The sequence below is a fragment of the Pseudenhygromyxa sp. WMMC2535 genome (assembly GCF_011083025.2).
The window spans coordinates 5,585,974-5,609,626 of record NZ_JABJWV010000001.1 but is presented as its reverse complement, the minus strand read 5'-3'; the positions used below and the strand labels follow the sequence as shown (position 1 = coordinate 5,609,626).

Below are 23,653 nucleotides of genomic sequence, written 5' to 3'. Positions count from 1 at the left end.
CCCGGAGTCTGGCCACTGGCAGCCCTGACATGGACAGGGTGCGAGCAGGTGCAGAAAAAAATGCACGGCAGATCATCGCGGGCCGACAAGGCAGATGTGGCAGGAACACTTCATCAAGGGCTCCTTCGTCTCGTCCGCGACGACCCCTGGCTCCCCTTCGATCTCCTCGGCCTCCCCCACCCGGTCGAGGGCTGGCCGCTCGATCGCCGGGCAGAGGTCGAGTACGAACCCGGCGACGATCGCCCGCCTCGCCAGGGCTTCCCGGACCTCGTGCTCGTGGTCGAAGACCCCCGCGATCCGGCCAGCGGCGTGGTCATCACGGTCGAGGCCCAGGGCCACCAGGACCGCGTCAAACGCTGGCGCATCCCCTTTTATCAGGCCGCCCTGGCCAACGATCACGCGCTCCCCACTTGGGTCGTCGTGATCTCGCTGTGCCCGCGCATGTCCGCCGATATCCGTGCCTGGCGAAGAGGGCCGCCGCCCCAGGTCGACGCGCTCCTCCTCGATCGTGAGAGCGTCCCGCTGCCCGCCGCGCTCGACGGCTCGCTGCGGCGACCCGCGGCGATCGTGCTGAGTGCAGTCCTGCACGCGACCGCGTCCGACATATCGGCCATCGAGGACGCCCTGGCCGCCCTGGCGCCACTCCCCAGGGAGGATCGAGCGCGCTACATTTCAATTCTGATGGCCGCGGCACCCAAGGCGCTGCGCGCCGAGCTCGAGTTACAGGAGACCAGCATGGACGACCACAACGGCCTACTTCGGATCGAACGCGCGAGCGGGACCTATCACCTGGGCTTCGAGGAGGGCCGCGAGGAGGGCCTCTCCCGCGGCCGCCGGGGCGCCTTCATCGACATGATCGTCGAGATCCTCGACGCCCGTGGGGTCGCCCTCGGCCCGCACGAGCGCGAGCGCCTCGACAGCTGCCCATCGGAGACCACGCTCCAACGCTGGGCCCGGCGAGCCCTCGTGGCCGAGCGGGCCACGGAGCTCTTCGAGCCCAGCGCGTGAGCCCAACCCGGCTCACTCGCCCGCGTAGACAAAGACCCCGCGCAGGTCCTCGGTGCGCGACAGCGGGACCCCGTCCTTCATCGAGGTCGCCTGGAAGCGGTAGTACATCCCCCGCGTCAACGCGGGGCCGGTGTACTCGACCTCGACCTCCGAGCTGCCGCTGACCCCGTCGATCGTGTCGTCAAACCAGATCTCCGTGCCCAGCGCGTCGTGGACGACGACGACATAGCCGTCCTCGCTGCTGTCGTCCGCGAACACGAAGGTCGGCGTCCCCGAGACCTCCTCGGGCTCATCGCGCCCGGGGCTGACCACGGCCAGCGCCTCGGTGACCTTGAAGCTGTCCTGGAGCTCCACGTCCTCCCCCGCGCCCACGCTGAGCTCGAGGATCTGCGTGCCGGCGATGCTGGTGTCGGGGTCGCGGACGAGCAGATCGTTCTCGAGCGAGGCGATCACCGTGTAGTCCCCCTCGGGGACCCCCGCGATCGTCCACGCCGAGGTCACGCTGGGCGCCTCACCGGGGTCCGGGGCGCGCAGACCAAAGGGCACCGGACCAAACTCGAAGACCTCGTCGAAGAGCGCCGTGGGGATCAGGACCACGGAGGTGGCGCTCCCGCCCGGGGCGTTGACGATGTTGACGCTGCCGCTGACCGAGCCCAACTCGGACCCGTCCACAGGATCGAGCACGACCCCCTCGACGTCCGCGTCGATGACGGCGACCGCCGCCGGGGAGATCTGCACCCCGCCCCGGTAGCCGCGCAGCTCGTAGTCGCCGCTGGCGACGTTGAAGAGCGTGAAGCTCCCGCTGCGATCCGCGATCGCGTAGTTCGTCGATCCCTCGGCGACGACGAGGGTGCCCGCCCCCAGGTCCCCGGTCACGGTCCCCGAGATCTGAAAGCTCCCGGCGGCGTCATCGAGGGGGATCATCCCGATCGTCGTCGAGGCGTTCTCGATCACCTTCAGGTAGTCATCCTCGCTGTCCTCGGGGTCGTCCTCGACCGCCTCGGCGTCGGCCGTGCTGACCGGGAAGGCCGGCTGCAGGCCGCTGGGGTAGAGCTGGTAGTCGGCCGCGCTCGCCTGCATGGTCAGCGTGACCGTGGTCAGCGGGTTCCCGTCGGTGTCGCGGACCACGGAGATCGGCAGGCTGTAGTGACCGTCGGCGTCGGAGATCGCCACGTCGCTGATCGGCGCGCTGGTGTCGTCGAGGGCGAGGATCCGCGCCCCCGCGATCGGGCTTTGATCGAGGGCGTCGACGACCATCCCGCGCAGCTCGATGGCGCCCGCGCAGACGTAGGCCTCGCCGCTCTCGTCGCCCTGGGGCGCGCAGACCAGACCGAGGGCGCAGGGATCTTCTTCGTCGGGGGAGCAGGCGTCTCCGAGCTCCCCCGCGGCCTCGACGTCCTGGTCGGCGCAGCCGGCGACGAGCACGTGTTCGGCGTCGCGGCCACGGTCAACGCCGGCTGGGTCTTCGACCACGAGGCCGAGCGCTGGCGTCACCTGGCGATCTTCGGCTTCGGCCCCGGCGGCGAGGAGCTGATGGCCGTCGACGTCTCGCACATGGGCAAGCTCCAGGACGACGACCCGCTCGAGGTCCTGTGGACGACGCAGACCGCCAACAACGCCGCGGAGTACGACGCCAGCTTGGGCCAGACCTGGTCGCGGCCGGCGCTGACCTACGCCACCTACAACAACCTGATGGCGATCGAGCCGCGCGCCTACCTGGTGTTCGGCTCGGGCTACGCCGTGGGTGAGGGCGACGAGCACCGCGGCCACGTGCTGTGGATGGTCGACGCGCTCACCGGCGAGACCGTGACCGACAAGACCTACATGGCCCCGCCCCAGCACGACACCAGCTACGACCCAAACGAGGCCCTCGCCGCCGTCGGCGACGTGGCCGTGGGCTCGCACTGCCTGTCTCGCTACTGGGGCGAGATGCAGGAGGCCTACTTCGCCGATCCCTCCGGTCGGCTCTACCGCTGGGACCTCGCCGCCCAGTCCGATGACCCCAGCGCCTTCCCCCACGTCGCCGACAGCGGCGGCACCTGGGTCAAGGACGGCCAGGGCTACGCCACCGCCGAGCCTGCACTGCGCCTGCCGGCCTGCCAGGGCACCGGCGACTACAGCTGCGCCGTCGGCCCGATCACCCCCAACGGCAACAAGGGCGACGTGTTCACCTTCTCGCCGGCGATCGTCGCCAACAACCGCATCGACGACATCGACGACCCCGGCGAGATCCTGCCCGCGGGCGACCGCGATCAGTTCTTGATCGCCCTGGTCAGCGGCAGCCCCAACGACGACGTCATCGACGGCGGCGTGGCTGGCAACGACTTCCACAGCAGCATCTACCTCATGGTCGACGATCACCGCGACAACCCGGACTCGGGCTTCGACGTGCCAAACGGCGCCCCGATCACCGCCCCCGGTGTCCACGCGGCCTTCATGCGCCTGCCCCTCAATCAGCTCACCCGCACGCGGACCATCGTGTTCCCCAACGACACCGTCGAGGACCAGACCCGGCCCTTCTCCAAGACGGCCCGGCCGATCCGTCCGCCGATGATCCGCGTGACCGGTGTCGCCCACGAGGGCGAGCAGCTCGACGCCGAGGTCTACTACGTCACCTACACGATCTACGAGCCCAGCGACTCGATCTGTGACTCGCGCTGGTACGACGAAGACAGCAAGGAGTGGGTCCTCGATCAGGGCGCCACCTACGAGGTCAGCTTCCGCCTGGTCGTCGACTCGAGCGGGGACTTCGACTTCCTCAGCGACTACGACCTGCCCGAGGACTTCGGCGACGGCTTTGGGACCAGCGCGGCCCTGTCGGCGGCCGTGGTCCGCCAGGTCGAAGGCTGCGACGACGGAAACTGCGGGGCGGTAATCAACCCACCCCAGACCTCGCCTTGTGACCCCAACGTCAACGCCCCTCCCCTGGGTGGGATGACCTCGATTCAGACCGGCTTCGGCGAGATCGACGGCTTCTCTCCCCTGGAGATCCCCCTGCCCTAAAGCGGCTCGCCGCCCGTGGACATCGGGCGTGCTCGCAGTCCACGCCCATTCGAAACGAGCTCAGCGTCCCCTCCGCGGCGGGCGGGGACGCTCTGCAAACGCTCGAGCACGACGGCTCGGCGGCCCAGACAGGCGCTAGCGCCTGATCCGGGGCGGTCGCGGCATCGCCCGCGAGCGCCGTGGCCGTACCGCCCGCGACCAGGTCCGTGGCTCCGGCGGAGGACTGGTCGGGGGGCTCGCGTTTGACGAGGGCGGGCTCGGCGGTGGCGTCGTCGGTGGCGTCATCGGTTGCTCGGGCATCGTCATGGTCCAAACCGACACGGGCGCAACTGCCCGCGTCCAATCCCAATGGGATATCCACGACTAACGCGAATGCTCGCGAAGCGCAAACCACCAACACGTGCAAAGCGCCCCCTCGCATTTCTTTGCTCTACCCGTCCTCAGCGACGCAGGGGCGACTACACTCGCGGACCATGACGACCTCATCCGCGCCACGCTTACTCCTGGGTCTTTGTGCGAGTGTGCTCAACCTTGCGTGCGCGGACCCGAGCAGTGAGGGCTCCGACGACGAGCCCGGAGGAAGCGACGACGCCTCGACCGAGGCACCCGACGACGAGGCCGCGCAGACCAGCGAGTCCGTTGGTGACAGCGAGTCCGAGGTCGGCGAGGAGAGCTCCAGCGGCGAAACCACGGACGAGGACAGCGGTGACGACGACAGCGGTGACGACGACAGCGGTGACGACGGAGGAGTGAAATTCGACTTCGAAATCACCGACATGGGCGGCGGCATGCCCCCGAGCTGCGAGGTCCCCGAAGGTGAGCTCGACGCCGTCCCGGAGTGCGAGCAGTCCGCCGTCGCCGGCAGCTTCGAGCCCGACCTGCAGTGGGCCTGGACCGGCGAGGACCTCCACGTCAACGCCATCACCACGCCTCTGGTCGCCAACTTGACCGACGACAACGAAGACGGGGCCGTCGACCTCTGCGACATCCCCGATATCGTCGTCATGACCCATGAGGGCGTGTCCAACAACCCGGAGCGGCTCTGGGTCCTCGACGGCGCCACCGGCGAGGTCCACTGGGATCTCGACCTCGGCCTGACCTTCTCGCAGACCCCGGCGATCGGCGACGTCGACGACGACGGCCTGCCCGAGATCGTCGCCGGGACGGCCAGCAACGAGCTCGTGATCATCAGCCACGACGGCCTCGTCCAATCCCAGGTCGCGATCGCGTGGCTGAGCAGCTACCGCACATCGTTTGGCCTAGCCGACTTCGACAACGACGGCGACGTCGAGATCTACCTGGGCAACGCCCTGCTCTCCCACGAGGGCGAGGTGATCTTCCGAAAGTCGGACGAGCCGCTGAACTACTACCACGCCAGCGTCGCCGCCGACCTCGACGCTGACGGCGATCTCGAGCTCGTGGTCGGGCGCAGCGCCTTCCACCACGACGGCTCGGTCTACTATCAGCACGAAGACATCGAGGCCAGCCACGCCCAGGTCGGCGACCTCGACGGCGACGGCCTGCCCGAGGTCCTGCTCTCGGGTCAGGCCGGCCTGAGCCTGCTCGAGCACGACGGCAGCCAGACCTTCGTCCACCAGACCCCCGGCGGGGATCTGCCCGTGTCCAACAACTGGCGGCGCCCCGCGGCGATCCACGACTTCGACGGTGACGGCTTCGCCGAGCTCGCGGTCAGCTCGGCCGATCACTACAACGTCATCGAGGGCGACTTCAGCCTCGTATGGCAGGCCGAGGTCGCCGATCTCACCGGCTCCGCGGGCGGGACGGCCTTCGACTTCCTCGGCGACGGCAGCGCCGAGGCCATCTACGGCGACGAGAGCTCGCTGTTCATCTTCGACGACCTCGGCCAGGTCCTGCTCGAGGTCCCTCGGCTCAGCCGCACGACCACCGAGTACCCCGTGGTCGCCGACGTCGACAACGACGGCTCCGCCGAGCTCGTCGTCGTGTCCGAGAGCGACCTCGATCCAGACGGATCACCCACCGTCCAGGTCATCCGCGACGTCGAAGATCGCTGGGTGCCCGCGCGGCGGATCTGGAACCAGCACGCCTACCACGTCACCAACGTGCGCGAAGACGGGACCATCCCCCAGCACGAGCCGCCGCACTGGGAGCAGCTCAACACCTTCCGCACCCAGGCGCAGTCCGAGGGCGGCGTCTGCCTCCCGGAGCCGGTCGGCTAGGATGTTTGCCACCGGCTAGCCCCGCTCGCAGGTGGCCTCGTAGACCGTCCCCGGCGGCCACGGTAGCGAGTCCACGCGGCCGCTGATCTCGAACTGGATCGCGGCCCCAGCATCGACACACTCGATGTCCATGTCGTCGCTGCTCACCTCGGTCGCTCCGCTCGCGTCGTCGAGGCTGACAAAGCAAAAGTCGACCCCCTCGGGCAGCGCGTAGCTCGAGGTCTCGGGGTCGACCACCCAGCCTTGCTCGTCGCGCAGGCACGGCTCGATGGCCACGAGGCTGTCGTCGGCGAGGCGCGCGACGAGCTCGCACTCGCCGACTGGCTCCGCCGGCCCACACCACGGGCTCAGCTGCGTCGGGCCCACGAGATTCAAGCCCAAGGCCACGCTCCAGTCTTCGTCGCACAGCGAGAAGCCCCCGAAGTCGAAGTTGCTGTGCTCGTCGAGGGCCTCGAGCTCGGCGAGGGCGGCCATCCTCGCCTGGGGCTGAGCACGCCGCGACCCGCTCTCGCAGGCCCACGGCCAGCCGAAGGTCGCGGTCCAGTCCTCGGCCGCTGGCGTGTCCAGCTCCGGCCAGCGCAGCACGCCGTCGCTGCCAAAGCCCCCGAGCACCCCGACGTAGACCGGGCGCTGCGCCATCAGGGTCGCCAGCGTCGAGGAGAAGCCCGCCATCGCGCTCAGGGCCGCCTCGTCGGGGTTGGTGGTGATCGCCCCGTCGAGGCCGCGATCGACGAGCTCGCAGCCCTGCGCGTCGCAGCTCGTGCTCGCCGCGTGGCATAGCGCGCTCGTCGGCGCGTCCGCGTCGGGGTCGGACCAAAACACCCGCTCCCCCAGCGGATCGAAGATCGTCGCCGAGCCCTCGGGGTGGGAGCAGTCGTCCTCGTCGCCGATGAAGATCACCGCCAAGCTGGCCTGCTCGCGCAAGAAGCCCTCGGCGATGTCCCCCGGGCTGTTCACCCGCTCGAGCAGCCGCTCGAGCGCGGCCAGCGGGCTCTCGAACTCGCAGCCCCCAAAGCCGCGCAGACCGACGCAGGGCAGCGCATCGGCCAGCGTGGTCCCCTCCTCGAGGTTGCCGCCGTAGCTGTTGCTCTTCGACTCGAACCACGGCCGCGTCGCCAAGTTGGCGTCGAGGGCCTCCGCCGGCGAGGGCCGCCGAGAGACCTCCGGGAGCGCGCAGGCCTGCGTGCACACCTCGCTCAGGTCCGAGCTGCCCGGGTCGAACTCGCTGGGCCCGACGAAGGCCTGCTCGGGCAAGCTCGAGCAGCTGTCCGTGAGCAGCTCGCCGCCCTGGGCAAAGTCGCCGCTGCAGGTCGGCCCGGGCACGCTCGTGGTCGTGACCGCCACCCTGACGTCGAGGGCCAACCACTCCGGCGTGTCGAGGAGCTCGCCGATCGCCCGCATGTTGGCGGCCAGCGTGCTCTGATGCTCGCGCATCGAGGGCGAGTCATCGATCACCAAGATCAGATCGATCTGCGCGGGGCTCGCGGCCGGATGGCTGGAGAACAGCTCGTCTTCGTCTCCGACTTCGTCGTCGCCCTCGATCTCGTCGCCACCACATGCTGCGAGCCCGAGGAGCAGTGCGAGCGAGAGCGGCCAATGGAGCGCGCGCGTCATGCCCGTGATTATACGGTCACGACACGGAGATTTTCCAGCGCACCTGCTCACCCGCCCGCAGGGGAGTGAGCACCTCGCCTCCAAAGGGCAGCGCCTCGGCCACCGTCCACGCCGAGCGGGTCAAGGTCAGCGTGCCGGCGTTGCGTGGCAGCCCGTAGAAGTCGGGCCCGTGGTGGCTGGCGAAGCCCTCGAGCCGGTCGAGCGCGCCGGCCTCCTCGAAGACCTCCGCGTAGAGCTCGATGGCAGCGTGTGCCGTGTAGATGCCCGCGCAGCCGCAGGCGCTGTGCTTGGCCGAGCGCGGGTGGGGGGCGCTGTCCGTGCCCAGGAAAAAGCGCGGATCCCCAGAGGTCGCCGCGCTCACGAGGGCCTGGCGATGGCGCTCGCGCTTGAGCACCGGCAGGCAGTAGAAGTCCGAGCGCAGCCCACCTTGAAAGATCGCGTTGCGGTTGTGGAGCAGGTGGTGCGCCGTGATCGTCGCGGCCGTGTTCGGCCCGGCCTCGCGGACCCAGGCCACGGCCTCGGCGGTGGTGATGTGCTCGAGCACGATCTTGAGCGCGGCGTGGCGCTCACGCAGGCGATCGAGCGACCCGGCGATGAAGCTCGACTCGCGGTCGAAGACGTCGACGCTCGGATCGGTGCTCTCGCCGTGCACGAGCAGCGGGACACCGCAGCGAGCCATGGCCGTGAACACCTCGTCGAGGGGATCGAGGGCCGTCACGCCGGCCTCCGAGTTGGTCGTCGCGCCGGCGGGGTAGAGCTTGACCGCGACCACCTTGCCCGAGGACGCCGCGACCGCCTCGATGTCCGCCGTGGAGGTCTGGCCGGTGAGGTAGAGCGTCATCAAGGGCTGAAAGTCCGCCCCGGGCCCCTCGCCCACGCGCGCGGCGAGGGCCGCCAAGATCCGCTCACGATAGGCGAGCGCGTCCGCGACGCTGGTCACCGGCGGCTTGAGGTTGGGCATGACGATCGCCCGGCCGAAGCGAGCGGCGGTGTCGGCGATCACCGCCTCGAGCGCGTCTGCGTCGCGCAGGTGCAGGTGCCAGTCGTCCGGTCGCGTGATGGTCAGCTCGTCCACACCGGGCTTTTATCAGCACGACGCGTTAGAATCGAGCCATGGCGTACGCGAACCACCGGCTGCTCCAAGCCCTGCAAACCACCGCTGCGCGCCTGCGGGCCGGCGCGCCCTACCAGTGGGGCCACCTGGGCATGTGCAACTGCGGCCAGCTCGCCCAGACGATCACCAAGCGCTCTCGGCGGGAGATCCACGAGGCCGCGCTCTCGCGTGGCGGAGAGTGGCGCGACCGCGCCCGCGAGTACTGCCCGACGAGCGGCTTTCATGTCGACGAGATCATCCGCGAGCTCGTCGACTTCGGCCTGAACACCAGCGACCTCGCCGATCTCGAGCACCTCAGCGACGATCGCGTGCTCCGCCGCCTCCCCGAAGCCCAGCGCGGCCGCGAGCTACGTCGCAACGCCCGCGAGGACGTGGTCCTCTACCTCGAGACCTGGGCCGCCCTGCTCGAGGACGAGCTCGACGCCCGCGCGCGCGCGCACAGCCCCGCCGCCTGAGCCCGCTCGCGCCGCTGCGCGCTCACAGGTGCCAGTGCGGCATCGTCCCGTGCGGCGCCCGAAAATAGTGGTGCGGGCTGACGTAGAGGAAGTTGCTGACCCGGCTGGTGTACAGGCAGGCGTAGTTCTCGAGCTGGATGCCAAAGAAGCTCGCGTCGTAGCGCTCGGCGAAGACCGAGCCCCAGTAGCGGTTGAAGGCGCGATCGACCTCGGCGCTGCGCCGCTTGACCGCGTCGGCGACCGCGTCCTCGTGGTCGCGCAGACGCTCGAGCCGAGCCTTGGCCTGCGCCCGCGTGTGGGCCAGCATCGCCGTCGCCTCGGCCTCGCTCAGCCCGGGCCCCTCGGCCGCCGCCGTCGCCCGGATCCCCGCCACGTCGACGAGCTTGAGCCCGCGCTGGAGGTAGCGCTGATCCGAGACCTCCTCGCTGAGCCGCTCCCACAGCTCGGAGAGCGTGAGCACCTCGTCGAGGGCCGAGCGATAGTCGGCCCGGACCCTGAGCTCGCGCTCGAGCTCTTCGACGATCAGCATCGTCCGCCAGCCCGAGGTCTTCTTGCTACGCACGATGTCGCCGTAGATGTGATCGCCGACGTAGATGACCTCGTCGGGCTCACAGCCCATGGCCCGCTGGAGCCCCATCTGGTTGCCGCCCTGAAAGATCCGCCCCTTCTTGGGCTCTGCCTGGGGCTTGCCGATCGCCCGCCCGCTCGCAAAGTCGATCTCCTGGAAGGGCTCGCTGCCCGTGAAGAAGCCCGGCTTGCAGCTCCCGACCACCATCCAGTCGAAGTAGCCCTGCCAGGTCTCGTAGGCCTCGCCCTCGCCCCCGAGCAGGTAGCTCATCACCGCCTGCGTGTAGGGGAAATAGCTGTTGGTCAGCAAGAACAGCTTCTTGCCCGCGGAGCGCAGCTTGTGCAGCGCCGGCCCGAGGTCGGGGTCACGGTCGAAGTAGGCGCCGACGTCGGCCTTGATCCGCGACTTGATGCTGTCGTCTTGGTGGGCCTCGTCAATCGCCCGGCGGACCTGATCCCATGCGGTGGAGTAGTCCGGCGGCCCGCCCCCACCCCACAGCTCTGGCCGCTGGTCGATGAGGTCGACGGCCGCCGCATAGAGCGTGACCTCGGGCAGGGCGAAGAGCGTGTCGACGTAGCTAAAGCGCGTGCGCTCCTGGCCGATCCGCTGGGCGCGATAGATGGCTTTGCGCTGGGGGCGGTCGAGGGGGGTGCGGCCGTGATAGACCCGGCCGACGTAGCCGTGGCGGTCCATCTTGAGCAGGTTGCCACGGTGGGTGTCGACGACCAGGCCGCGAATCGCGAACTCGGGGTCGGGCTGGACCTCGTAGAGCGCTTCGGGCCAGCCGGCGGCGACGAGCTTTTCTACGGTGGCCTCGAGCGAGAGCGCTTCTAGTCGGTCCTGGCGATAGCGCGCAAGGGTGTAGTCCATGTCGAAGCCGACGACGGGGACGGCTTCGAAGTCCAGGTCCCGATTGGTGAAGATTCGCCGCGTACGCGGGGGTTCGCGGTCGTGGCCCAGCGCGCGGAGGAGGCGTTGGATGGGTTTGGGGAGTTCCTGCTCGCTGCTGGGCATGGAGGAGGGTCTAGCTTAGCACCAAGTGGAGTCTTTGGTCTCTCGCTCGCTGGGTCTGGTTTTGGGAGTCGGGCCGTGGTGACGACGAGCACGCGCACGGGGCAGCAGGGGACCCTTCCGACTCAAACAGATCGCTGACTGCTGGCGAATTTGGGGCGGCGATTGGTGGCCTTTGCCTGGGTTGGCGCTCCGAAGTTGGGGTGCGTACGCTAAACTCGTCGGAAGGGTCCCCTGCTGCCCCTTTTGTGCGCGTCTTCGGCGGGAGGTCTGCCCGCCGCAGACGATGGGGATGTCCTTCTCCCCCGAGCGATGCTCTCCTTCACGCAGCATAGCGACTGCGACTGGAGCAGACAGCTCTCCCCCCAGCGATGCTCTCCTTCACGCCACACAGCGAGCGAACTGAAGCAGACGGCTCTCCCTCCAGCGACGCTCTCCTTCACGCCACACAGCGAGCGAACTGGAGCAGGCAGCTCTCCCCGATCGCCACCACCCTCTCCACCGTCGGAGGCGGGCAACCCCCCCCGCCAAAGACGCGCACAAAAGGGCCAGCAGGGGACCCTCTGGGCGAGTTTTGCATACGTACCCAAACTTCGGAGCGACACCACACGCAAAGGCCAAAAACCCTCTCACAGCCACCCCGTCGGAGTCCGCAAGCCTGTCTGAGCCCAGAGGGTCCCCTGCTGGCCCGTGCGCGTGCTCGTCGTCACCACCACCTCCTAAAAAGACCAAGACCCTCCCCGCCATCACCACCACCCTCCTAAAAAGACCAAGACCCCCAACAAAAAAAGGGCCCCCCCGAAACCGAGGGAGCCCCCAACCCCGCAGGGCCCCAGTACCCTAAAGCGGGATCTCCAAAGGCGTAAACCCGTTCAACTCACTCGACCCAGTCTGAATCGAAGTCATCCCCCCCACCGGCGGCGCGCTCTCGTTCGGATCACAAGGCGAGTAATCCGGCGTCGTCAACACCGCCCCACAGTTCCCGTCCGTACACTCCCCGACCTGCTCCACCACAGGCCCCTCCAGCCCGCCCCCCGAGCCAAACCCATCTCCATAGGTCCCCGGCAGCGTATACCCATTTTGGAAGTCGAAGGCCTGACCGTCCTCGACCACCAGCCGGAAGGTCACCTCATAGGTCGCCCCCCGGTCGTACACCCACTCGTTCGCCTCGTCGTCGTACCAGCGCGAGTCGCAGCTCTGCTCCCCGGGCTCGTAGATCGTGAAGGTCACGTAGAACACCTCCACCGCCTGCTGGATCCCATCCACCGCCAGCCCCGTCACCGAGATCGCCGGCGCACGGATCGGCCGCGCCATCTTCGAGAACGCCCGCGTCTCCACCTCCGTCGAGTCGTCCGGGTAGGTCAGCGTCCGCGTCCGCGAGATCTGGTTGAGAGGCAGGCGCATGAAGTGCGAGTGATCCCCCGCGGCCGTCGCCGGCGCGTTCGTGGGGATGTCGAAGCCCGCCGCCTCGTTGGGCGAGCGGTGGTCGTCCGCCAGCAGGTAGATGCTGCTGTGGAAGTCGTTGTCCTCGTCGCCGCCGTCGACCGCGGCATCGCTCGCGCTGCCGGACACCAGCGCGATCAGGAACTGATCCCGATCCTCCTCCGCGAGCAGCTCGCCCGGATCTTCGATGCTGTCGATGCGGTTGTTGGCGACCACCGCCGGCGGGTAGGTGAACACGTCACCCTTGGTCCCGACCGAGCCGATCGCGTTGATCGTGCACGAGAAGTCCCCCGTGCCCTGGCAGGCCGGGAAGCGGAACGCCTCCGTGGCCAGCGCGTAGCCCTGACCGTCCTTGGCCCAGGTCCCGCCGCTGTCCGCCGCGTGCGGGAAGCTCGACACGTTCGAGGTCTCCGTGGCCAGGTCCCAGCGGTACAGTCGGCCCGCCGGATCCGCCACGTAGGCCTCCTCCATCTCGCCCCAGTAGCGCGACAGACAGTGGGAGGACACCGCGATGTCCGAGACCGCCGCGACGTCCTCGTCCGTGTCGTAGGTCGTCCCCGAAGCCGGCGGCGCGAGGTAGGCCTTCTCGGTCACCGTCTCACCGGTGATCGCGTCGACCACCCACATCACCCGCCCGCGGTGAGCGTCGCCCACCCCGTCGCTGTAGCCCGAGCCGAACACCAGGTAACCCTTGGGCTCGAGCGACATCTGATGGTTGGGCACGCCGTAGGTCAAGGCCGGCCGCGACCAGGTCTCGCCCAGCGTGTCCGCGTAGTCCCCGGCGATCCCCGAGGTCGAGCTCGTCCACAGCACGTCGAAGGGATCGTCGTCCTGCAGCCGGCCCATGTGCGCCACGTCGATCGCGACGATCTCCGAGCCACCCGCGCCCAGGCCGAACACCGCGAGGTGCCGCCACTTGTTCGCGTCGTCGTCGAACACCCAGCCGGCGTTCGCCGTCGAGGCGATGCCGAACACGTGATCGTCCAGCGAGTTGGGCTGGCCGAAGTTGCTCGGCCCGTTGACCGAGAGCACCCGCGCGTTGTTGATCAGCGCCATCGGCAAGAAGCCGAACAGCTCGTTGCCGCTGTCGTAGTGGAAGGCGTGCAGGACCCCGAAGTCGTCGCCGATCAGCACCGCCTCCGCGTAGTCGTAGTGCACCCCGAAGCCGCTCCCGCTGGTCGTCGCCCACGCCTGGCTCGAGAACGACTTGAGCGTGTCCGGCACGTCGTCGCCCTGGGCGTTGCGCCGGCCGGCGCAGTGCGGATCGCTGATCCCCACGCTCGGCAGGAAGTTGTTGTCGTGCTCCGGCACGCGCCGGACCAGCAGCGGGGCCGCGTTCGACAGCCCCGGCAGCTTCCAGTCGTCGGGTAGATCCACGCCGATCAGCAGATCGACCATCGCCTGGATCTCCGCGCTCTCGTTGCCCGCCGTCAGCGGCGGATCGATCTTGCCCTGGCTGTCGAGGCTCATGACCAAGGACGTGAACGCCCCCGTCGCCGCGCCAGCTTCGTGGATCTTGATCCGCTGGTTGCTCTCGTCGTGGGTGTAGAGCCGGCGGTCCGTCGGCGCCGTGTCGAGCAGGCACTCGCCCGCGTCCCAGGCCCGGCCGATCGCGCACGGGCCGAAGCTCTCCTCCTCCTCGGTGTCGATCGCGAGGTCGTTGGCGTTTTGACAGTAGTCCGTCAGCACGCCGGGGTTGTCGGGATCCTCCTCGTCACAGGCCGCGCGGACCACGTGCCCGCGCCACGGCGGCGTATCCGTCCACGCGCTGATCGAAGTCTGGACCGCCGCCTGATCCGAGAGCGGATCGTCGGGATCGCTGAGCTGGAAGTCGTTGGCCACCGTCGGCGCGCCGCCGGGGACCTCCGTGTCCACGTCCTGCGTGATGATGTCGACCAGCGCCTCGCTGAGCTCCTCGTGATTGCTGGCCAGGTAGGCGCAGTCGTTGGCGGGATCCTCCGGGTCGCGGCAGGTGTCCCAGTCGAGGTCGTTGGCGCCCGCGCAGGGCGTGGTGATGTCCTCGGCGCCCGAGGCCGCGCAGGCCATCTGCTGCGCGCGGTCGAAGGTCTCCGCGTCCGCGACCACGCCGTCCGAGAGCGCGATGAAGTAGGTCTTCACCCCGAGCATCCGCCTGGTGTCGCGCAGGCGCTCGTAGAGATCCGAGCCGCCTTGCTTCCACCACGGATCCGGCTGGCCGTCGGTCACGATGATCAGCGAGAGCGGCCGGCAGACCTGGTCCGCCCCGTTGGTCCGCATGAACGCCAGGTAGTGCGCCACCGTCTCGTGGGCGAAGGGCGCGTTCGAGACCGGGACCACCGCCTTGAGCCCGGTGATGTTGTTGTCCGCGTCGAGGTAGACCGCGTACTTGGGCTGACCCATGGCGACCTTCATCGGCGTGCCACCGGTGACGTCCGAGCCGCCCGCGTACTGCTTGTCGGTGATCCCGTCGAGCATCAAGCGCGCGTCCTCGGTCGTCAGCGGGCCCTTGTCCGCCGCCGCGATCCCGGGGTCGTCGATCACCGCCTGCGAGTAGAAGGGCGCGTACAAGGTCGTGCCGATCAGCTGGTTGCGGCGGACCACGCCCAAGCGGTGCGTCTCGTCCGTCTCCGTCGCGCAGGTGTCGTTGTCGGTGCACTCTTGGTGCGAGAAGTTGTTGGCGCTCTGGCCGTCGTAGTACGAGTAGCCAGGGTTCCCGTCGACGTAGGGCCAGTAGTAGAAGTCCCGGCCGCAGACGCTCGACAGCTTGGCCGCGTCGTCGTTGCCCCAGTCGCCCCAGCTGTTGAGGGCGATCGCCTCCTGGTTGCTGTCCGAGCAGTCGAGGTTGGCCCGCCGACCCACGAAGCGCGGGAAGAACTGGACCTTGCGCACGTAGTTGCTCGAGTCCTCGTAGTCCGTCAGCGTGCCCTCGCTGAGGTAGAGCGGCTGATCCGCGAGCTCGGCGGTGCTGTTGTTGGGCATCGAGATCCCGCCCAGGTCGTCGTGACGCAGGTAGGGGAAGGGCCGGTTGTCACCGCAGAGCAGCCAAAAGCCCTGGCCCCCGAAGGGGTTCGAGGCCGGCTTCCACTGCGTCGAGTAGGGCTGGTTGACGTTCTCGATCCACGTGAAGCGGCGCTCCTCGGCGGTGTCGAGGTCGATGCAGGGCTCCGGGATCGTGTCCACGCTCGTGGGCGGGACCGCGTTGCCGAAGGTCATCAGCGCGAAGTCGGCCCGGTCCTCGTTGTCGGCGATCAGCTCGCGGATCACCTGGCGCGAGGCGTGGATCCGGCTTTGCAAGAAGCCCGCGTCCTCGTCCTCGCAATTGTCCCACCAGCACTTCGTGTCCGGGTAGGTCGCGCCGGGCTTGTAGGTCTCGTCCATGCCCATCGAGCCCGAGTTGTCGAGCAAGAACAAGATCCGCGGCTTGATCTGACCGAAGCTCTGGCCGCGGATGATGTAGAAGGGATCCAGGCGCGCCTCGCTGCGCGCGGCGTAGCCGAACACGCCAAAGGCGAGCATCGCCAGCGCGAGCGCGTGGACCAGCCCCCGCGTCAGCGCGCCCTTCATGCGACGACGTTGATGTTGATTGCGCGTAGTCATCGTCCTCACCTCTCAGCCCTCGTAACCCAGGAAGTTTTCGATGCAGACGTCGGCCGTGACGTTGTCGTTGTTGTGGCCGCCGCCGTAGCCCAGGTCCGGCGAGCTCATCGACCAGGCCTGCTTGTCACCGCCGGGCGCGAGCACGAACTCCTGCTCCACGGCGATCGTGGTGTTGCGCAGCGTGGCCATGCCCGTGAGCACGACGCGGCCGTCGCCGTCGGTGGTCCAGCTGCCCGCGCCGCCGCCGTCGATGGCGTCGGCCGAGTTGTTGCGGATCCACAAGCTGACCCGCGCCTCCGCGTCGGCGCCGGGCAGGAGGTCGCGCAGCGGGACCTGGACCCAGTCGATGTCCACGCCGTTGGCGTCGGGCAGCCGGGCGATCGCGCCCTGACGCATGCAGGGCCGCCCGGCGCAGTCCGACTTGCCCGTGACCCAGCGGTTCTTCTGACCGGTGCCGGGGGCGTCGCCGCTGCCGTCGCCGCCAGGGATGCAGTCCTCGAAGATCGACGCGCAGGCGTTTGGATCCGCGGCCGGGTTGTAGCCGATCAGCGCCTGGTCGAGGACCGTCTGCATCGCGGCGCCTTGGTTGATCGCGTCGCGCAGCTGGGCCGCGCCGAGGTCGACGGTGGCCTGGGCGGCCATCAGCGCCCGCTCGCGCGCGACCAAAGCGTTGGCCTGCGAGACCTCGCGGTTGGCCGTGCGCACGACCAGCACGCCGACCGTGAGCAGCGAGACCGTGAGCAGCATGACGCTGACCATCGTCGCGCCTCGCTGTCGACGCATGGTGGTCGCGCCTCGCTGGCCGTGGCGTCGCATGGTGGTCGCGCCTCGCTGGCCGTGGCGTCGCATGGTGGTCGCGCCCCGCTGGCGTCGGCTTCGATTATTGGCTCGGGTGTCGTTCATGTCGTCTCCCTCGAGTGAATGTGCCGACTCGGTCAGCGAAGGTCCTGAGGACGCCAGCGCGCGTTGCGGACCTGGAAGCGCTCGGTCAAGGTCCGATACTCACGATTCAGGATCACCGCGTCCATCGTCGGGCGATCTTCGATGGCGACCAATTCATTGTAGAGCGCGTCAGTCGCAACATCTGCGCCACCCGCGAGGGTGTCTGGCTTGGCGACCAAGGTCACCCGAATCACCTGCGGGCTCATGCGAAAGCCAGGCGCCGTCTTGGCCTCGGACGCCGGCCCTGCGCCGGCCCACTCCGCCGCGTTGCGCTGCGCCGTGCCCCACGACACGCAGTCTGGCGCCCAGTTCTCCTGGGTCGCGTTACCGATCCATTCGTCATTTCCGCGGTCGTCGACGGCGTCGCGCTCGTCGACCTTTCGGTTGGCCTGATTGGCCAATGGCCCGTCTCCAGGCCCCTTCTCCTCGAAGCCGACATCGGGCGCCGGGACCTCGCCATCGGCGACGGGGATCGCGAGGCTCGACCAGCCGTCGCAGCCGACCGCGACCTGCATGTCTTCGATCATCGGGCCAATCGCCACGCGCGGCGGCTGAACGACGCCGCTCGGTAGATAGAGCGTCGGCATCCGACAGCTGGCGCCCGTGCAGCCCGGGTAAGTCTCGACATTCCCGCCCGCGCTCGGATCGCCCTCGCGCCAGCCGATGATATCGGAACGCACGAGCATCGGCCGCGAAGGCACGGTGTAGTCGATCTCGTAGCGAGACCAGCGCGCGCGGCCGAGCGGCACGAGCTCGAGGCGAGGCACGCCCGCGGGGTCGAACCAGTCGCCGCCGTCGACCCCAGCGCCCGAGGCGTCGTCGGGGACGACGGTATTATTGAGCCCGAGCAAGACCTCGAGGTTCATGTTGAACTGCGAGGTGTTGCCAATCGGCAGGCTCCAGTTCGTCACGCTCCCGCCCGCGTCGACCTCCCCGGTCACCTGAATCAGCGCACACTGGGATTGGTTGGTCGGGTAATAGGGCTTTTTGTTGTCGAGCACCGGAACGACGAGCACGAAGGAGCCCGGCGCGAACATCTGACGCACGGCGCTCTTTTGCGTGCCGTTGGAATTATCGAGCAAGGTGCTGCTCTCGAATTCGATCACCGCGTTGACCCCCGAGGCCGAGGGCAGGGTCGAGACCTCGAACAGCCCCGATCCCGGGACCATGTTGAGCTCACCGCGGAACACGTCGAAGCTGTCGGCCGCGCTGGAGGTCGCCGCGGAGGTGGTGTTCGCGTCCCCGGCGAGGCTATTCGCGCCGTCGTCGGGCGAGCTGCGCCAGTGCGCCTGCACGCCGTCACGCAGCACCCAGTAGGGCTCGTTGGTGACCCCGTCGACGTAGACGTTGCCCAGGTCATCGCCCCGCATCGCGCCGGGGTTGATCAGCTTGCCCTCGCTGTTCGACCAGATCCGAATCTCGCTACAGGTCCGGCCAAAGCCGAGCCCGGCCATGCGTAGGTCCGTGCCGATCGAATGCATCGCCCCCTCGAGGGCCTGCTGCACGAGCACCTGGCGGTGGTGCATGTTCGCCGTGTCCTTTTGAATGGTCGCAAAGGCAAACACACCCATGAGCACAATCGACGAGACCAAGATCGCAACCATCAACTCGATGAGCGTGAACCCGGCCGAGCGACGAAGCTTTGCTAGCGTTTTTTGGCTGATGCTCATTGCCTTACTCGCAGTGGCTCACAGGCCCGCATCGTTGACTCGAACCGTGCGCAGCTGAACGCCGCGAACCCAGGGCAGATAGTTGGCCGAGCTCGGATCGATGTTATCCGGGATCAGGTCGCTGACCGTGACATCGGCCGGCGGAGGAAATGCCGGGTTGGTGTAGTCGATCCACAGCACGGTGACCTCGACCTGGAGCGCGTCGGGGGTGCCGAGGCCGTTCTCGGGCCAGCGATCGACCGTGCGCCCGACCCAAAAGAAGTCTGCGCGCATGCCCGGCGGCCGATCCCCGGTCGCGTTGGGCACCGCGCCATAGTCACGCAGCTCCCAGGTGCCCAGCGTCGCGTCGTCATAGGGCAGCGCTGGGTTTTGTCCGCCGTTGAAGTCGTACTCCATCAGCTCCCCGAAGCTCGTCGCCATCAGCTCGGCCATGACCTCCTGCGCCAGGCGCTCGCCCTCGCGGGTCTCCATGGACGCGCGCTGAGCCTCGATACCCCGGCTCTCCATTGCGACGAGGCCGACGACCGCGACGATGAACACGATCAGCGAGACCATGACCTCGGCCATGGTGAAGCCGGCTTCACCGCGTCGAGTTCGGCGACGCACGCCATCATTTGAGTGCTTGTTTTTTGTTCGCGTATTCATGGCGCGGGGATCTCGTCAAACTTGCGAATTAGACCACCGGGGAACATCTCGATGATCGAATAATTGGCAGAGGCTGAGCTGGCGTTCATGATGACCATGGTCATGCCCGCGTCGTCGAGGGGGTTGTCTGGATCGACGAAGCTCCCGTCGGGCATGAAGGTCAGGCTCTGAATCCCACCGAGGCAGTTGACGGGCATGGCCGCGTCGTTGGACTCGCTCGGCGCCGAGATCCCGGGGGCCATGCCAGTGATGCATGCCTGCGTGCCCAGCAGCCCTCCGTCGATCTTGTCGCGATAGTTGCCCCAGAGCAGGACCTCGTCCTTGGTCTCTGGATCCGTCCAATAGACCTCCAGACGATCGGACTGGATCTCTATCCGAACCTCGGTCTGATCATCGATCGCCCGATTGCGCGCCTGGATGACCGAGCCGACGAGGTCATCGGTGAATCGATAGTAGGCGCCCTCCCATTGATCATTGCGAATACCGATGAAGGCGACGACCGCGACGATCGAGATGACCGTGACGACGATCATCAGCTCGGTGAGGGTGAAGCCGCGTTCACCGGCGCGAGATCGCTCAGCTATGAAATATTTGCGTACAGGCCGCAAACACTTCTTAGCGCGAACTACGCCAGGCGCCTCACGCGGCGACTTTGTGCTGCTGTAAATGGATGAAATCATTTCTCTTCTACAAAATCGCGCAAAAAACGCGAAGGCTTCTTTTGAAGATGATCCGTATCCGTGCTCACGGAGCTCTCATGGATCAAGCAAGCCGCGTACCGCTGCGCCGAGGAGCGCGATTTTTATCTTTGTGATCGCCTGGATCGCCGTTTTTTCAGCACTGAAGCCCTTTTTTGACTCAGTCAGTCATCCGGCTAACATTCTTGTCGATTTTCGTAGTGATCGGTACCATGATACCCAGCCTACGGACGGCCATGGACCGAAATCAAGACGACAAGCGAGTTCTGTGGCATCTGCGCAAGATCCCCCTGTTGGCGACCGTACCACCGGCCAAGCTACAGGAGCTCATCTCTCAGGTTGAGCTGCGCGAGATTCCCCGCCGACAGGTCATCTACCTCCCCGGCGACCCCGGCGAGCAGGTCTACTTCATCAACGGCGGGCGGGTGAAGACCAGCAAGGTCACCCGCGACGGCAAGGAGCTGACCTTGGCCTACCGCGGCGCCGGTCAGATCTTCGGCGAGCTCGCCGTCGCCGACGGCACCCCGCGCGAGGAGATGGCCGAGGCGATGAAGAACGCGATCATCACGGAGCTGCCCGTCGAGGTGTTCCGCGAGCTGCTGCTCTCCGACGCCAAGCTGTGCTTCGAATTCATGTGCGAGGTCGGCAAGCGCCGCAAGCAGCTCGAGACCAAGCTCGAGCACCTCGTGTTCAAGGACGTGCAGGCCAAGCTGGCCGCGCTGCTCCTCGACCTCGCCGACGAATACGGCCAGGAGACCGAGGACGGCGTGCAGATCGGCCTGAAGATCACCCACCAGGAGATGGCGAACCTGATCGGCTCGACGCGTGAGACGATCTCGCTGACCCTGGCGCAGTTCAAGAAGAAGGGGCTGATCAACATGAACGGGCGCACGGTCGTGGTCCTCGATCAAGAGGGTCTCAAGGCCGCGACCTGAGGACCCCAGACTTGGGCAAGCGATCGCGCAGGCCCTCCCGCAAGCGGGGCTCGTCGAGCTCGACGTCGAAGCCAACGACGCTCGAGCTCGTGCTGCATCCCGACGCGCTCATCGACGACGCGCGCATGCGCGAGGCGATCGCCGACAAGCTGCGCTGGGCTCACGACGCCCGCTTTGACTGGCGCCTGCGCCGGCGCAGCATCGACGCGCGCGGCGGTCGGGTCCGCGTCCGCGCGCAGCTGGAGGTCTGGCCCGAGGGCCTCCAGCCGCCCCCCGCTCCCCTGCCCCAAGCCCTCGAGCTGCGCCCGATGACCGGCGCGGTCGAGGTGCTGATCGTCGGCGCCGGGCCGGCGGGGATGTTCTGCGCCTGGCAGCTCGCCCGCCACGGGATCCGCTCGCGGATCCTCGAGCGCGGCCAGGCCATCCGCGAGCGCCGGCGCGGCCTCGCGGCCCTCAGCCAGCGCGGCGAGCTCGACCCCGAGTCCAACTACTGCTTTGGCGAGGGCGGCGCGGGCACCTTCAGCGACGGCAAGCTCTACACGCGCTCGGACAAGCGCGGCCCGGTCCGCGAGATCCTCGAGGCCTTCGTGGCCTACGGCGCCCCCGTCGAGATCCTCGTCGACGCCCGGCCGCATATCGGCACCAACAAGCTGCCCCGGGTGATCACGGCCATGCGCGAGCACCTGCACGCGGCCGGCGTCGAGATCGAGTTTGGCTGCCGCGCCGACGGCCTGATCCTCGAAGGCGGCGCCCTGCGGGGCGTCGCGCTCGCCGACGGCCGGCGGATGCTCGCGCCCAAGGTCGTCGTGGCGCCGGGGCACTCGGCCCAGGACGTGCTCGCCTGGCTGGCCCGAGCCGGGGTCGCCCTCGAGCACAAGCCCTTCGCCATCGGTGTCCGCATCGAGCACAGCCAGCGCGCCATCGACCGCATCCAGTACGGCGAGCTCGCCGGGCACCCTGCCCTGGGCGCGGCCAGCTACCGCCTCGTGGAGCAGGTCCCGAGCGGCGCCGCGTGGTCGTTTTGCATGTGCCCCGGGGGCTACATCGTGTGCGCCGCGGCCCAGCCCGAGCGCCTCGTGGTCAACGGCATGAGCCCCTCGCAGCGCCGCGGTCGCTTCGCCAACAGCGGCTTCGTGGCCCCGGTCGGGCCCGAGCAGCTGCGCGCGGCCGGCTACGACCCCAGCGATCCCTTCGCGGGCCTCGCCTACCAGGCCGCCCTCGAGACCAGCGCCTTTCGCCTCGGCGGCGGCGCCTTCGTGGCCCCCGCGCAGACCCTCGCCGACTTCGTGGCCGCGCGCCCGAGCGACGCCCTCCCGGACACCAGCTACCACCGCGGGGTCGTGCCCAGCCGCCTCGACGAGATCCTCGGTCAGCTCGCGGCGCCCCTGCGCGAGGCCCTGCTTCGCCTCGACGACAAGATGCCCGGCTTCGCCTCGGACGAGGCGATCGCCGTCGCCCTCGAGAGCCGGACCAGCTGCCCGGTCCGCGTCCTCCGTGGCCGCGAAGACCTCGCCTCGCCGAGCCTCGCCGGGCTCTACCCCTGCGGCGAAGGGGCGGGCTACGCCGGCGGGATCGTCAGCGCAGCCCTCGACGGCGTCGCCGTCGCCGACGCCATCTCCCAGGCCGGCCGCGGCCACCAGCTTCGGGCGCAGCGCCCCGACGCCGGGCATACTTCCCCCTGACGCCCGTGGACTTTCGCAAGACCTTCTTCATCCTGCCCAACCTGTTCACGCTCGCGAGCGTGTTTTGTGGGCTCTACAGCATCGTGCTCTCCGCTCGCCTCGGTGAGGAGGGCGGCGTCAGCGACGACGAGCTGCTCTACAAGGCCTCCTTGGCCATCGTCTTTGGCCTGCTCTTCGACGGCGCGGACGGCCGCGTCGCCAGGCTGACCAAGACCCAGTCGGACCTCGGCACCCAGCTCGACAGCCTCGCCGACGTGATCACCTTTGGCGTCGCGCCGGCGATCCTCGTCTATCGCTGGGACCTCGCGGCCCTCGGCCGCTGGGGGCTGGTCATCGCCTTCGTGTTCACCGCCTGCGGCGCCCTGCGCCTGGCTCGCTTCAACGTGCTCGCGATGCGCGAGCAGCAGGCCAAGCTCGCCGAGCAGGCCAAGGGCGCGGCGCAGATCATGACCACCGAGCGCATGGGCCCGGCCCCGGCCAAGGACGCCGAGGGCCAAAAGAAGAAGCCCGCCCAGTTCATCGGCCTGCCGATCCCCATCGCCGCGAACATGCTCGTCGCCCTGGTCCTCGCCAACCGAGCGATCGGCGTGACCCATGTCAGCAACCACGCCGCGATCGCCGTGCTCGTGCTGGTGCTCAGCTACCTGATGATCAGCCGGGTCCGCTTCCGCTCCTTCAAGGACCTCCGGCTCAACCGCCGCTCGATCGCGGTGCTCGTCGTGCTCATCGGCCTCGCCGCCTTCACCTTCGTGCGCATCAACGCCCCGGCGGTGCTCGTGGCCCTGCTCAGCTTGTTCGTGATCCTCGGCCTCGCCGAGGAGCTGGTCTTCTACCGCCGGCGGCGTCGAGAGGAGCTGGCCGAGACCCGGGCGGGCGTGCCCGATGACGACGAGCGCGAGGTCCTCGAGGAGCTCGGCGTCGTCGTCCACGCCGAGGAGCCCGCCCAGGCGAGCGAGCCCCCCAGCCCCTCCTGAGCCCGCCGACCAGGCAAGCTGCGCCGCGCCGCGCCGCGCCGCGCCGCGCCACGCCGAATGGAGACGAAGACAAAGAGCCCCGCTGGCGGACCAGCGGGGCTCTCTCGCAAGCAGGAC

The 23,653-nt window shown here is 68.4% G+C and carries 16 protein-coding genes; 7 read left to right on the top strand and 9 right to left on the bottom strand.

What is annotated here, in order from left to right:
* The first annotated feature begins 96 nt into the window (after nt 1–96).
* A complete protein-coding gene (locus G6O69_RS22095; protein WP_172305490.1) occupies nt 97–1,008 on the top strand; it encodes a hypothetical protein in 912 nt (303 codons plus the stop codon).
* A gap of 12 nt (nt 1,009–1,020) precedes the next feature.
* Here the strand turns inward: G6O69_RS22095 and G6O69_RS22090 are convergent, their stop codons facing one another.
* Nucleotides 1,021–2,502 (bottom strand): carboxypeptidase-like regulatory domain-containing protein, encoded by a 1,482-nt coding sequence (locus G6O69_RS22090; RefSeq protein ID WP_176397020.1) that lies wholly within the window; start codon nt 2,500–2,502, stop codon nt 1,021–1,023.
* Between G6O69_RS22090 and G6O69_RS22085 the strand changes: the two genes are divergently transcribed.
* Nucleotides 2,434–4,011: a hypothetical protein gene (locus G6O69_RS22085; RefSeq protein WP_172305488.1), complete on the top strand. Its 1,578-nt coding sequence runs from the start codon at nt 2,434–2,436 to the stop codon at nt 4,009–4,011. The genes G6O69_RS22090 and G6O69_RS22085 overlap by 69 nt on opposite strands.
* A gap of 473 nt (nt 4,012–4,484) precedes the next feature.
* Nucleotides 4,485–6,209, top strand: coding sequence for a VCBS repeat-containing protein (locus tag G6O69_RS22080; protein WP_176397019.1), 1,725 nt, complete (start codon nt 4,485–4,487; stop codon nt 6,207–6,209).
* Between the two features lie 15 nt (nt 6,210–6,224).
* On the opposite strand, the gene G6O69_RS22075 is transcribed toward G6O69_RS22080, so the two are convergent.
* The gene (locus G6O69_RS22075; RefSeq protein WP_172305486.1) at nt 6,225–7,823 is read right to left on the bottom strand and encodes a hypothetical protein; all 1,599 of its coding nucleotides are present in this window, start codon (nt 7,821–7,823) and stop codon (nt 6,225–6,227) included.
* Nucleotides 7,824–7,839: 16 nt separating this feature from the next.
* A complete protein-coding gene (pyrC, locus tag G6O69_RS22070; protein WP_172305485.1) occupies nt 7,840–8,898 on the bottom strand; it encodes a dihydroorotase in 1,059 nt (352 codons plus the stop codon).
* Between the two features lie 38 nt (nt 8,899–8,936).
* Between pyrC and G6O69_RS22065 the strand changes: the two genes are divergently transcribed.
* Complete coding sequence (locus tag G6O69_RS22065; RefSeq protein ID WP_172305484.1) at nt 8,937–9,392, top strand: hypothetical protein; 456 nt, start codon at nt 8,937–8,939, stop codon at nt 9,390–9,392.
* A 22-nt stretch (nt 9,393–9,414) separates the two neighbouring features.
* Here G6O69_RS22065 and G6O69_RS22060 read toward each other — a convergent pair whose 3' ends face one another.
* The 6 genes from G6O69_RS22060 to G6O69_RS22035 all read right to left on the bottom strand — a co-directional run bounded on the left by G6O69_RS22060 (nt 9,415) and on the right by G6O69_RS22035 (nt 19,927).
* Nucleotides 9,415–10,974: an HAD-IG family 5'-nucleotidase gene (locus tag G6O69_RS22060; protein ID WP_172305483.1), complete on the bottom strand. Its 1,560-nt coding sequence runs from the start codon at nt 10,972–10,974 to the stop codon at nt 9,415–9,417.
* Between the two features lie 837 nt (nt 10,975–11,811).
* Entirely contained in the window at nt 11,812–15,990 is a 4,179-nt protein-coding gene (locus G6O69_RS22055; protein WP_255215846.1) for a type IV pilin biogenesis protein, read from the bottom strand.
* A gap of 12 nt (nt 15,991–16,002) precedes the next feature.
* A complete protein-coding gene (locus tag G6O69_RS22050; RefSeq protein ID WP_255215845.1) occupies nt 16,003–16,893 on the bottom strand; it encodes a hypothetical protein in 891 nt (296 codons plus the stop codon).
* A gap of 32 nt (nt 16,894–16,925) precedes the next feature.
* Nucleotides 16,926–18,602 (bottom strand): prepilin-type N-terminal cleavage/methylation domain-containing protein, encoded by a 1,677-nt coding sequence (locus G6O69_RS22045; RefSeq protein ID WP_176397018.1) that lies wholly within the window; start codon nt 18,600–18,602, stop codon nt 16,926–16,928.
* An 18-nt stretch (nt 18,603–18,620) separates the two neighbouring features.
* Nucleotides 18,621–19,208 (bottom strand): hypothetical protein, encoded by a 588-nt coding sequence (locus G6O69_RS22040; RefSeq protein WP_172305481.1) that lies wholly within the window; start codon nt 19,206–19,208, stop codon nt 18,621–18,623.
* 35 nt (nt 19,209–19,243) lie between these two features.
* Nucleotides 19,244–19,927: a prepilin-type N-terminal cleavage/methylation domain-containing protein gene (locus G6O69_RS22035; protein WP_172305480.1), complete on the bottom strand. Its 684-nt coding sequence runs from the start codon at nt 19,925–19,927 to the stop codon at nt 19,244–19,246.
* Nucleotides 19,928–20,181: 254 nt separating this feature from the next.
* Here G6O69_RS22035 and G6O69_RS22030 point away from each other — a divergent pair, with 254 nt between their 5' ends.
* The 3 genes from G6O69_RS22030 to G6O69_RS22020 all read left to right on the top strand — a co-directional run bounded on the left by G6O69_RS22030 (nt 20,182) and on the right by G6O69_RS22020 (nt 23,536).
* On the top strand, nt 20,182–20,880 hold the full coding sequence (locus tag G6O69_RS22030) for a Crp/Fnr family transcriptional regulator (RefSeq protein WP_255215844.1): 699 nt from the start codon (nt 20,182–20,184) through the stop codon (nt 20,878–20,880).
* 89 nt (nt 20,881–20,969) lie between these two features.
* The gene (locus G6O69_RS22025; RefSeq protein WP_172305479.1) at nt 20,970–22,562 is read left to right on the top strand and encodes an FAD-dependent protein; all 1,593 of its coding nucleotides are present in this window, start codon (nt 20,970–20,972) and stop codon (nt 22,560–22,562) included.
* Between the two features lie 5 nt (nt 22,563–22,567).
* Entirely contained in the window at nt 22,568–23,536 is a 969-nt protein-coding gene (locus G6O69_RS22020; protein WP_176397017.1) for a phosphatidylcholine/phosphatidylserine synthase, read from the top strand.
* The last annotated feature ends 117 nt before the right edge of the window (nt 23,537–23,653 follow it).

Excerpts from the sequence above, each read along its gene's own strand:
- G6O69_RS22035 (WP_172305480.1), bottom strand. The coding sequence starts at position 19,927 with ATGATTTCATCCATTTACAGCAGCACAAAGTCGCCGCGTGAGGCGCCT.
- G6O69_RS22065 (WP_172305484.1), top strand. The coding sequence starts at position 8,937 with ATGGCGTACGCGAACCACCGGCTGCTCCAAGCCCTGCAAACCACCGCT.
- G6O69_RS22075 (WP_172305486.1), bottom strand. The coding sequence starts at position 7,823 with ATGACGCGCGCGCTCCATTGGCCGCTCTCGCTCGCACTGCTCCTCGGG.
- G6O69_RS22030 (WP_255215844.1), top strand. The coding sequence starts at position 20,182 with ATGGACCGAAATCAAGACGACAAGCGAGTTCTGTGGCATCTGCGCAAG.
- G6O69_RS22055 (WP_255215846.1), bottom strand. The coding sequence starts at position 15,990 with ATGACTACGCGCAATCAACATCAACGTCGTCGCATGAAGGGCGCGCTG.
- G6O69_RS22045 (WP_176397018.1), bottom strand. The coding sequence starts at position 18,602 with ATGAGCATCAGCCAAAAAACGCTAGCAAAGCTTCGTCGCTCGGCCGGG.
- G6O69_RS22080 (WP_176397019.1), top strand. The coding sequence starts at position 4,485 with ATGACGACCTCATCCGCGCCACGCTTACTCCTGGGTCTTTGTGCGAGT.
- G6O69_RS22060 (WP_172305483.1), bottom strand. The coding sequence starts at position 10,974 with ATGCCCAGCAGCGAGCAGGAACTCCCCAAACCCATCCAACGCCTCCTC.
- G6O69_RS22050 (WP_255215845.1), bottom strand. The coding sequence starts at position 16,893 with ATGAACGACACCCGAGCCAATAATCGAAGCCGACGCCAGCGGGGCGCG.